12 protein-coding genes are annotated in these 8,718 nt (G+C 70.8%); 10 read left to right on the top strand and 2 right to left on the bottom strand.

All coding sequences use genetic code 11. From position 1 onward, the window contains the following. Both VNN10_00570 and VNN10_00565 read right to left on the bottom strand, forming a co-directional pair. On the bottom strand, window positions 1–932 hold a 932-nt coding region (locus tag VNN10_00570), incomplete at its 3' end, for a site-specific integrase (GenBank protein ID HXH20492.1). Beyond that, window positions 929–1,303: a hypothetical protein gene (locus VNN10_00565; protein ID HXH20491.1), complete on the bottom strand. Its 375-nt coding sequence runs from the start codon at window positions 1,301–1,303 to the stop codon at window positions 929–931. The genes VNN10_00565 and VNN10_00570, both read right to left, overlap by 4 nt. A 358-nt stretch (window positions 1,304–1,661) precedes the next feature. On the opposite strand from VNN10_00565, the gene VNN10_00560 reads away from it, so the two are divergent. From VNN10_00560 to VNN10_00515, 10 genes are all read left to right on the top strand, one after another. Beyond that, entirely contained in the window at window positions 1,662–2,036 is a 375-nt protein-coding gene (locus VNN10_00560) for a hypothetical protein (protein ID HXH20490.1), read from the top strand. A gap of 24 nt (window positions 2,037–2,060) precedes the next feature. Next, window positions 2,061–2,354, top strand: a complete 294-nt coding sequence (locus tag VNN10_00555) for a hypothetical protein (GenBank protein ID HXH20489.1) — start codon at window positions 2,061–2,063, stop codon at window positions 2,352–2,354. Continuing rightward, window positions 2,351–2,521 (top strand): hypothetical protein, encoded by a 171-nt coding sequence (locus tag VNN10_00550; protein ID HXH20488.1) that lies wholly within the window; start codon window positions 2,351–2,353, stop codon window positions 2,519–2,521. Before VNN10_00555 ends, VNN10_00550 begins: the two co-directional genes overlap by 4 nt. After that, window positions 2,518–3,504, top strand: a complete 987-nt coding sequence (locus VNN10_00545; GenBank protein HXH20487.1) for a hypothetical protein — start codon at window positions 2,518–2,520, stop codon at window positions 3,502–3,504. Before VNN10_00550 ends, VNN10_00545 begins: the two co-directional genes overlap by 4 nt. Before the next feature lie 584 nt (window positions 3,505–4,088). Beyond that, window positions 4,089–4,406, top strand: coding sequence for a hypothetical protein (locus VNN10_00540; protein HXH20486.1), 318 nt, complete (start codon window positions 4,089–4,091; stop codon window positions 4,404–4,406). 196 nt (window positions 4,407–4,602) lie between these two features. Then, window positions 4,603–5,286 carry a hypothetical protein gene (locus tag VNN10_00535; protein HXH20485.1) on the top strand — a complete coding sequence of 228 codons (684 nt, stop codon included), beginning with the start codon at window positions 4,603–4,605 and terminating at the stop codon, window positions 5,284–5,286. Between the two features lie 63 nt (window positions 5,287–5,349). Continuing rightward, window positions 5,350–5,577, top strand: coding sequence for a helix-turn-helix domain-containing protein (locus VNN10_00530; GenBank protein ID HXH20484.1), 228 nt, complete (start codon window positions 5,350–5,352; stop codon window positions 5,575–5,577). Further along, window positions 5,574–5,918 carry a DUF3820 family protein gene (locus VNN10_00525; protein ID HXH20483.1) on the top strand — a complete coding sequence of 115 codons (345 nt, stop codon included), beginning with the start codon at window positions 5,574–5,576 and terminating at the stop codon, window positions 5,916–5,918. Before VNN10_00530 ends, VNN10_00525 begins: the two co-directional genes overlap by 4 nt. After that, window positions 5,915–8,107, top strand: coding sequence for a phage/plasmid primase, P4 family (locus VNN10_00520; protein HXH20482.1), 2,193 nt, complete (start codon window positions 5,915–5,917; stop codon window positions 8,105–8,107). The genes VNN10_00525 and VNN10_00520 overlap by 4 nt, the downstream gene beginning before the upstream one ends. A gap of 426 nt (window positions 8,108–8,533) precedes the next feature. Next, a partial coding sequence (locus tag VNN10_00515) for a helix-turn-helix domain-containing protein (GenBank protein ID HXH20481.1) occupies window positions 8,534–8,718 on the top strand: 185 nt, incomplete at its 3' end.

Here is an 8,718-nt window from a genome sequence, read left to right as displayed (position 1 = left end):
CGGCGCCGGATCGCGCGGAACAGCGAACGGGTCAGCAGCGGCTCCGTCCCCCGCTTCTGGCAGTAGCCCCCGGCCTGGCCGGCCCGCACGAACAGGTACGGGGAGAGCTGCCTGAACCGGAGGTCGGCCAGCCGTTCGGCCATGATGCGCTCGGCCTCGGCCCGGTCCGTCGTGCCGGTCGTGAAGGAGCGCCGGACCCCGCCGAGCCGGTACTCGACCAGCCAGCGTCGTCCCCGGGGCGATCGCCGCAGACGCCCCCGGATCGGCCGCTCCACGAGCCGCGGCCGGACCTCCGTCAGGTACTCCCGCAGGATCGCGGCCAGGCGCGGGATGATCGGCACCTCGCGCTCCTTGTCGCCCTTGCCGATCACCCTCAGGCGGCCGGATTCGAGATCAACGTCGTCGACCCGGAGGCTCGCGAGCTCGCTGACGCGGAGGCCCGTGAGGAGCGCCGTCGCGATCAGGGCGTAGTCCCGGCGACCGTCCAGGCTCCGGTCCTCGGCCAGGGCCGCCAGCAGGCGCTCCTGCTCGGGGATCGGCAGGTACCGCGGTAGCCGCTTCAGTTCCCGGAAGGGGTAGGTGTCGCCGGCCGGGTCGCCGGTGGCGTACCCCTCGCGCCGGAGCCAGCGCCAGAACGTCTTGAGCGCGTGCCGAGCGCGATTCACGCTCGCGGGCTTCCGGCCGAGGCGGTGCAGGCGCCACGCCAGGTAGCCCTCCACCACCCGGTGGGTCACCTGGTCGGCCTGCTCGAGGCCGTGCTCGCCGAGGAAGGCGAGGAACGCCTCCAGGTCGCGCCGGTAGGCCGCCAGGGTGTGCGGGGAGCGGCCCCGGACGAACTGGAGCCAGCCGAGGAACGCCGGCAGGTGGTCGGCGAGCCGCCGGGGCGAGGCGCCGAGCGGGCCCGGGGCCGTCGGCACGAGGGCGGCGCTCATGAGCGGCCCCCCTTCGGCTCGATCATCACCGTCCGGGCGAAATCGAGCAGCGCCGTGTTGTCGTACTCGACGCCGGCCGCGGCGTCGGCCAGGAGGTCGGAGAGCAGCGCCCGGGCGTCGGACTCGTAGACGCTGACACCCCCCTCGGGGAACAGCAGCGCCGAGAGCCCCCGCAGGCGGTACTGCCAGAGGGGCGTTTCGCCCGGGTCCGTCTTGCCCAGGAACAGCGAGCGGCGGATCAGCTGGGCGAGGTCGAGGCCGCTGATCCGGCGCTCGCGCTCGGTGTGCGTCTCCTTCCAGCGGATCTCGACGTCGGCCAGCGTGACCGGCTTCGAGGGGCGGCCTGTGCTGCGCTTTGTACTGGTTGCCATAACTCCTCCTCTTCGTGGGGTGCGGGTTGTGGGGCCCACGGTCCCCGGCGGTGCCAGCCGCCGCGGGGCCATCTCCGTCGCTGTCGCCGATCGTATGCAACCGCCGAGCTTTCTTGCGCTGTTTGTACAAGACGCCTTCTATCATGTCAAGTCTATTTTCGGAGCGCCTTGTATTGTGCTATGGTAGCGGCGGAATGGCGAGGAAGCGCAAAAACCCCCACGCCGCCGCTCTCGGCCGGAAGGGCGGCAAGGCCCGGTGGCAGGGCGTACCGAAAGAGGAGCGGTCGGAGATCCTGCGCCGCGCCGTCCAGGCCCGGTGGGCGAAGGCCACGACGCGGGCGCGGAAAGGAGGGGCGCGATGACCCAGCATCGCGAATGGACCCCCGCGCCTCTCGGGCTCCTCCCTCTCCGTACTGACGCGACAGAAACCGCCGCCTTCATCGAATCGCTCACCGCTGGCTACGCCTGTCGCTCCTGGTTCTGCCGCGATCGCGGTCCGTTCCTGACGACGAGCCTCGAGGCGGCCGAACAGCTAGCCAAAGAGCACCGGGCGCAGAAGGTCCTCGGGATCTGGCGCCACCGCGTCGTTGTGTACCGGCTCGACGAGCGCCAGCGGCGGGACGCGCGGGCCTTCGCCGAGTTCATGCGGCGCCTGGTGCGCGCGGGGACGACAGCCTTCGACGCTCTCCGGGCCGCCCGCGATGATCGGGACCAGAAGCGCCCCTCAGCGTGAGGCGGGACGGCTCCGGATCGGCGCATGAGTGACGACTTCGACCTCGCCCTCGCCTGCACCGTGCAGGACTTTGAGGCGGTCTTTGCGGCGTATCGCTCGGTCGAACTGTGGCCACAGTTCCTCAAGCGGCAGTGGGGCCGCGTCTTTATGTACGCCGCCACGTCGCGTGATCATCCTCCGGTGCCCGACGACCTTGGCGACGAGCTGGCCCGCAAGGAGTCGCCCCGCCGCCAGGCGATCGCCCTGATCGCCCGGGCCCGGGCCGCCGTGTCCGTGGCCCAAGCACGATCCAGAAGCGCTTTGGGCGCTTCCTCATGAGCGTCCACAACGGCGAGTACCTGGAGTTCGCTCTCGAGGACGAGGCCCAAGTCGTCGAGGCGTTCATCCAACTGGGCTATCCCTGCGGCCGCGACGACGAGCTCGTCGGGAAGGCGTGCGGGTACATGCCCTGCGATGAGGGCGACTCACACCATGCGATCGATTGACCGGTCCATACCCTGAGGAGAAGGCCATACTGGCGGTAATGGTGCGCCACCTCGCGCGAGGCGCTGCGGTTGGCGGGCTCGTCCTCGGTGCCGCTGCGAGCCTTTTCTTGCCCGCCAGCGCGGATCTGGCGGACCTTCCGGCCGCCGGGTGCTGGTGGGACGCCCGCGACCCCCTGCCGTCGTTCTGCGGGCTCGACCTCGAGGTCTGGTCGGAACGGAAGAGAAGCGAGACCTTCAACCTCTGGGAGCTCCACTGCGCCAATCAGCAGTGTACTCTGAAGGAAACCCACGTGCTGATCCTGGAGAGAATGCACCCCATGTTCTTCCTGAGGCAGTATTCGACCTCGGGCGGAGGCGACGGCCGCCTCAGGCTGTCAGCCGAGCGTGCGAATGACGCCGGGCGCGTCTGGCTTGACATTACCCCTACGGGCTGGCACGTCGACATACGCCTGCGCTTCATCGGGGGCCGCGAAGGCTCCTGGGCAAGGATCGAACGCCTCGAGGCGAAGCGGCTCGTTGGGGTGCACCTCGAGGAGCTGCGCTTGCCCGAATACTCCTACGTGCGGAATGTCCCCGTGCTGCTGCGCGGACGGAAGTCCGGCGCTGACAAGCGCCGCGAGGAGCTCGAGCGGGCGCTCACGGACCGAGACCGCGAGATCTTCCGGCGTGTCGGTGCCGCCTGCGTTGACCGCATGGCGGCGGCGGCGGCGGCGCGCGTCTCGGGGGACGAGCGTCTGAAGGCTCGTCTGAAGGCCACTGAGCGGGAGCATCTCAGGATTCTCGGGAAGCAGGTTTGGGAGCTTGAGAACGAAGACTTCGAGGCGATGGAGCGGTTGCGCGCCGAGGACCGTCGCATTGGCCACGCGGCCCTCCGCGAGGCGCTTCCGCACTTCCGGAAGTGTCTTGAAGCTGCAGGCATGTCCCCGGAAGGGAGTGACCTTGTCGTCACCACCTTGGCCGCCGCCCTGCTCGAGGGGAGGTAAGTAGGCGTGCGCGCCTCCCCACCCGCACGCCCCGCGCCGTGGACCTCTCCGCGTTGACTCACAGCCGCACACCTGGAGCGCCCGATGCCGAGGTGCAGAGGGGACGCGGCCGACGGGCGAGCGCTGGACGCGGCCGACGCGGCGCTGGCGCTACCGGCTTCGCCACCCCGACTTTCAGCGGGAGCTGAACGAGCTCCTGGCCCTTCGCGAGGATGCCAAGAGGTGCGGCGCACACGAGATGCTTGACCTGGAGAACAGGGCAGGAAGAGGCGCGCCAAGAAGCTGACGCCTGAGCGCCGCGCGGAGATCGGCCGTAAGGCCGCGGAGGCCCGGCGGGCGAAGGTGAAGCGGAGAAGGCTAGAGGGGGAGTAGCTGGCATAGGGGGCGAGCGCTCATGTGCCGACCGGTATTTGCTATCGTCGATCTGTGTTGTGATCGCTGCCCGCAGTGGCGGCTGCGCGAGCGTGGGTAGTCGGGGGGAGAGGTTCAGTGCGTACTGTACAATAGCGGCAGGATCTGCCCTCCTCCTCGCGGGAGTGCTACTCCTCGGCCTCCATGCGTACGTATTTCTCAGGACCGGCCAGATGCCGTCGTGGCCGCTGCGCGAGTTCGTGCTCTGGCTCCTGCCCCCCGGGTCGACGTGGCGACGGTGGCTGCTCGCGCCGGAGGACTGGCTCGGCTGGCATCGAATCGTCAGCTGGGTGCTAGCCGTCCCTGCCGTCATCTACCTGCTTGTCGCTGGCTCGTGGATAACCCTCGCAGGCTTCAACGACCTGAACGATCTCGGGCCGCGGGCCGCGACGCCGACACGCGTGGATCGGAACAGGAACGGGGGGCGGAATGAGGACAAGGTGCAGTGCCCGGGTTGCGGCGGCCCACACCGCGCCCTCGACGACAGTTAAGACCGGTCCTTCCCCGGCCTAGGGCTGCGCACCCGAACCGCCGCTCCCGACGGCTTGGCCGGGGTGGCACCCTCGGGGCTCCAGCGGGAGATGCGCCACGGCGGACTCTCTCTGCTTCGTCGATCCACAGGACGCCGAACGCCTCCGGCGCTTACTGACGCAGCCTGGCGACCGACCGAGCCTCTGGCTGCGGACGTTGCTCCTGCACGCCGTGCGCGACTGGCTGTTCCGAGCGTTTCCCCCGCCCCCCGACACTCCGGATGCGCTCACGAAGGCCGTGATCGCGCGCCTCGTGGCCGCGCTGGCTGACGCCGTGATCGGGAAGCTTCGCCGACGCTACCGTCGGGACACCGTGCGTACTGAGGCTGCGCTGCTCCGGACCTACCCGGGCCAGGCGGGCGCGCTCGTCGAGCAGGCCTGTGATCATCTCCTCGATTGCTGGATTGCCGATTGCCAGCGCCATCCGCGCGCGTCCCTGGTGGAGCGGGCCCAGCGCATCCTCCCGAAGCTCGCCCGCCTTCCGAATCGGCGAGGGCGGCCGATCCTCGACGGCTGGTCTCGTCTCCGCTACCTCGTGGCGCACGCGGACGCGCGGCGATGGCTCACGTCTTTACCGCGGGTAAGCCACTACTCAGGACAACGCAAGATCCGGGAAGACCTGATTGTCCGCGCCTTCCAGCGTCTGGCTGGCCGCCCCCCATCTCCGGCCCTGCTCGCGCGATGGCTCGACGAGAGTCGCAGCCGTTTGGCCTGCGAGCTGGCCTGCTGGAGCCTGCCGATGGCCAAGGTCGAGCCTGGCCGCCTCCGGCGCCTGTTGCCGCACCTTCGTCGACTCGCCCGGGAGCTGGATAGGGCCCTCGCCCGCTCGCAAGTCCTGTAGCACCCGCTTTATTCGCGCCACCTTCCCGCTGAGCGGCGTGGTTCAGTTGCTCGCGGAGGTGATGTGTACGTGAACTTACTCGAAAGTCGAGATGCGGCGCGCCTGCTCGGGATCGCGCCGAGCACGCTCGGCGCGTGGCGTCGCCAGGGACGGGGGCCGGCGTTTATCCGCGTCGGTCCGCGCGCAGTCCGCTACGCGGTGACCGACCTGGTCGAGTTCCTGCGTCGTGGTCGTGTTGGCCGCGATTCGTCGGCCGGGGCACGAGCCGACGAGGGGGGCACCCCGTCGTGACGGTCCGCATGCCTTTCGGGCGCTGGCGCGGGCATCCGCTTCGGGAGCTGCCGACCTCGTACCTGGCGTGGCTTTGGGACGAGGCGGATCTGCGCGAGCCCCTCGCGGGCGCGGTTCGCGCTGAGCTCGCGAGGCGGTTGGGCCTGGAGGCGGAGACACGGATCGTCCCGAGGCGCCCGCCCGAGGCGCTGCTGCCGGCGGTTCGCGAGATCGTGCGCGTCGGGTATCGCGAGGTCGCGCGGCGGGCGCATCCGGACGTCGGCGGTGACGCCGGGCTCATGCGCGACGTCAACGGCGCCCGCGACTGGCTTGCCAGCGCCGTCTGCGGGGGGCGGGTGTGAGCGCGCTCGATCGTGCAGTGGACTACCTCCGCCGGGGCTGGCGACCCATCCCGGTCCCGCATCGCAGGAAGGCGCCGACGATCCCGGGGTGGCCCACGCTTCGGCTCGACGCCGACGAGCTTGCTGCCCACTTCAACGGGGGACCGCTGAACGTCGGTGTGCTGCTCGGCGAGCCCTCCGGCGGGCTGGTGGACGTGGACCTCGACTGCCGCGAAGCCCTCCGCCTGGCTCCTGCGTTCCTGCCGCCCACGCGCAGCCGCTTCGGGCGCCCCAGCAAGCGGGCATCGCACTGGCTCTACATCGTGACAACGCCGGTGGAGAGCGAAGCATTCAAGGACCCCGATGCCGGGCGGATGCTGGTGGAGCTGCGCGCGAGCGGCCAGACGGTCTTCCCCGGCTCCGTGCACGAGAGCGGCGAGGTGATCGAGTGGGACGAGGACGGCGAGCTCGCGCGGGGGGATGGTGCCACGCTACGCCGGGCCGTCGCGGCCCTGGCCGCCGCCTGTGTGCTGGCCCGGCATTGGCCGGCCCCGGGCAGCCGGCATGCGGCAGCTCTCGCCGCCGCGGGCCTGCTTGTCCGCGGCGGGCTCGATGAGGCGCTTGCTGTGCAGATCGTCCACCAGGCCGCCCTCGCGGCTGGCGACGACGAAGCGGCGGAGCGCAAGCGCGACGTGCTGACGACGGCGGCGAAAGTCGCGGCCGGCGAAGCCGTGACCGGCGGCCCGACGCTGGCAGAGACGCTCCGCGGTGACGGCCGGCGCGTCGTGGAAGCACTCAAGCGCTGGCTCGGACTCCAGAACGCCGCCGACGAGCCGTTGACCGACGTGACCAACGCCGCCCGGTTCGTTGAGCAACATGCGAGCAGCTTCCGCTACTGCTATGCGTGGAGCAGCTGGCTCCACTGGGACGGCACGCGCTGGCGGCGCGACGCCGGGGACGCCGCCCTGCGCGCCGCGAAGGAGACGGCCCGCGGCTGGTTCACCGAGGCGGCGGCCGCCACTGACGAGGCGCGCCGGAAAGCTCTGGCCCGATGGGCGACCTACGCCTGTAGCGAACCCGGCATCCGCCGCATGCTGATGCTGGCCCAGGCCGACCTGGCGGTGACGCCCGACCAGCTGGATGCCGACCCCTGGCTGTTCAACTGCCAGAACGGCACCCTGGAACTTCGCACCGGCCACCTGCGCCCGCACCGGCGCGAGGATCTGATCACGCGGATCGCCGCAGCCCCCTACGATCCCACCGCCCGCTCCGCCGTCTGGGAGACGTTCCTCGAGTCGGCGCTACCCGACGAGGGGGCCCGGGAGTTCGCACAGCGGTACGCCGGCTATGCCTTGACGGGCTGTATCCGCGAGGAGGCGTTCGTGTTCTGCCGGGGGCCGGCTGGCGCCGGCAAGAGCACCTTTACCGAGGGGCTGCGCCGGACCTGGGGCGACTACGCTGCGTCGGCGGACTTCAGCACGTTCCTCGCCAGGAAGCCCGGCGAGGGGCCGCGGGAGGATATCGCCCGCCTGGCCGGCGTCCGCCTGGTGACGTCCGTCGAGACGCGCGACGGCCAGCGTCTCGCCGAAGGGCTGGTCAAGCTCCTGACCGGCGGCGACACCGTGACCGCGCGGCGCCTCTACGAGCGGAGCTTCGAGTTCCAGCCCGCGTTCAAACTGCTGCTGGCCTCAAACTACCGTCCCAAGGCCAGCGCTGACGATGACGGTCTGTGGCGGCGGCTGCGCGAGCTGCCGTTCCCGACCGCCCGGCCCCACCGGGAAGATCGCGACGAGACCGTGAAGGCCACCATCACCGACCCAGCCCAGACCGGCGCCGCCATCCTGGCTTGGGCCGTCGAGGGCTGCGCCCGCTGGCTTGCCGAGGGCCTGGGCGAACCCGAGGCCGTGATGCGAGCGACGGCCGCCTACCGCCGGAGCCAGGAACCCCTAGCCGATTTCGTGCGCGACTGCTGCCAGCTCGGCCCCGACCTCACTGTGCCAGCGTTTCGACTGCGTGGGGAGTACGAAAGCTGGTGCGCAGCGAACGGCGTCCGGCATCCGCTCACCGGCCGGGCCTGGGGTGAGGCCCTCCGGGCACTCGGGTGTTCGAGCCGCCATACGAGATCGGGATGGATTTGGGAAGGAATAGACCTGCGCTTGGTCGAAGAGGCCCCCGACCGCGAACCCGGCGAGGATGACCCACCGTGGTGACGGGTGGTGACGGGGTGACGGGTGTTTCTGGAACTTCTCTATACGCGCGCGCGCGTATAGGAGAGTTCCGACTTTGCCCGTCACTCCGTCACCAAGGGTCGCCGCCCCAAAGTGTCCACCCCCCTCATGAGCCATAGCCGTGCCAAGTCGTCTTAACGCACCCCTCGGAGCTGTCGCGTGAGTACCCCACTCCTGGCCGCCGCCTCGGAGCGCCTGCGCGCTGCCCCGCCCGGCCCCGGCTGGCCGGGCCGGCCCGGGCGGCCCCGGAAGCCCCGGCGCCCGGCCTCGACCCACGGTGAGGGGGTGGAGAATCCCCGGCTGGCGGCACCCTCGGTGGATTGCCAATCCACGGCCTCGCCTCGGGCTCCGGAAACATCCGTGCCGGTGCGGACTTCCAAGACACCCCGGGGGGCTGTGCCCAGGACTGTGCCCGCTGCACCGGCTCGCTGGCCGCGGCTCCTGAGCCTGGAGGCCGCTGCGGAGTACCTGTCCGTCTCCGCGTGGACGGTCCGCCAGTGGGTTGCGGCGGGCGTCCTGCGCCCGGTGATCCTGCCCCCCATCGAGCGCCGGCGCCGGCGGCGTGAGGGGCTCCGGCGGGTGCTGCTGGACCG

The organism is Dehalococcoidia bacterium (assembly GCA_035574915.1).
Lineage (GTDB): Bacteria > Chloroflexota > Dehalococcoidia > DSTF01 > WHTK01 > DATLYJ01.
Note: the sequence above shows the minus strand (reverse complement) of the source record. Positions and strands in the feature narration are given on the sequence as shown.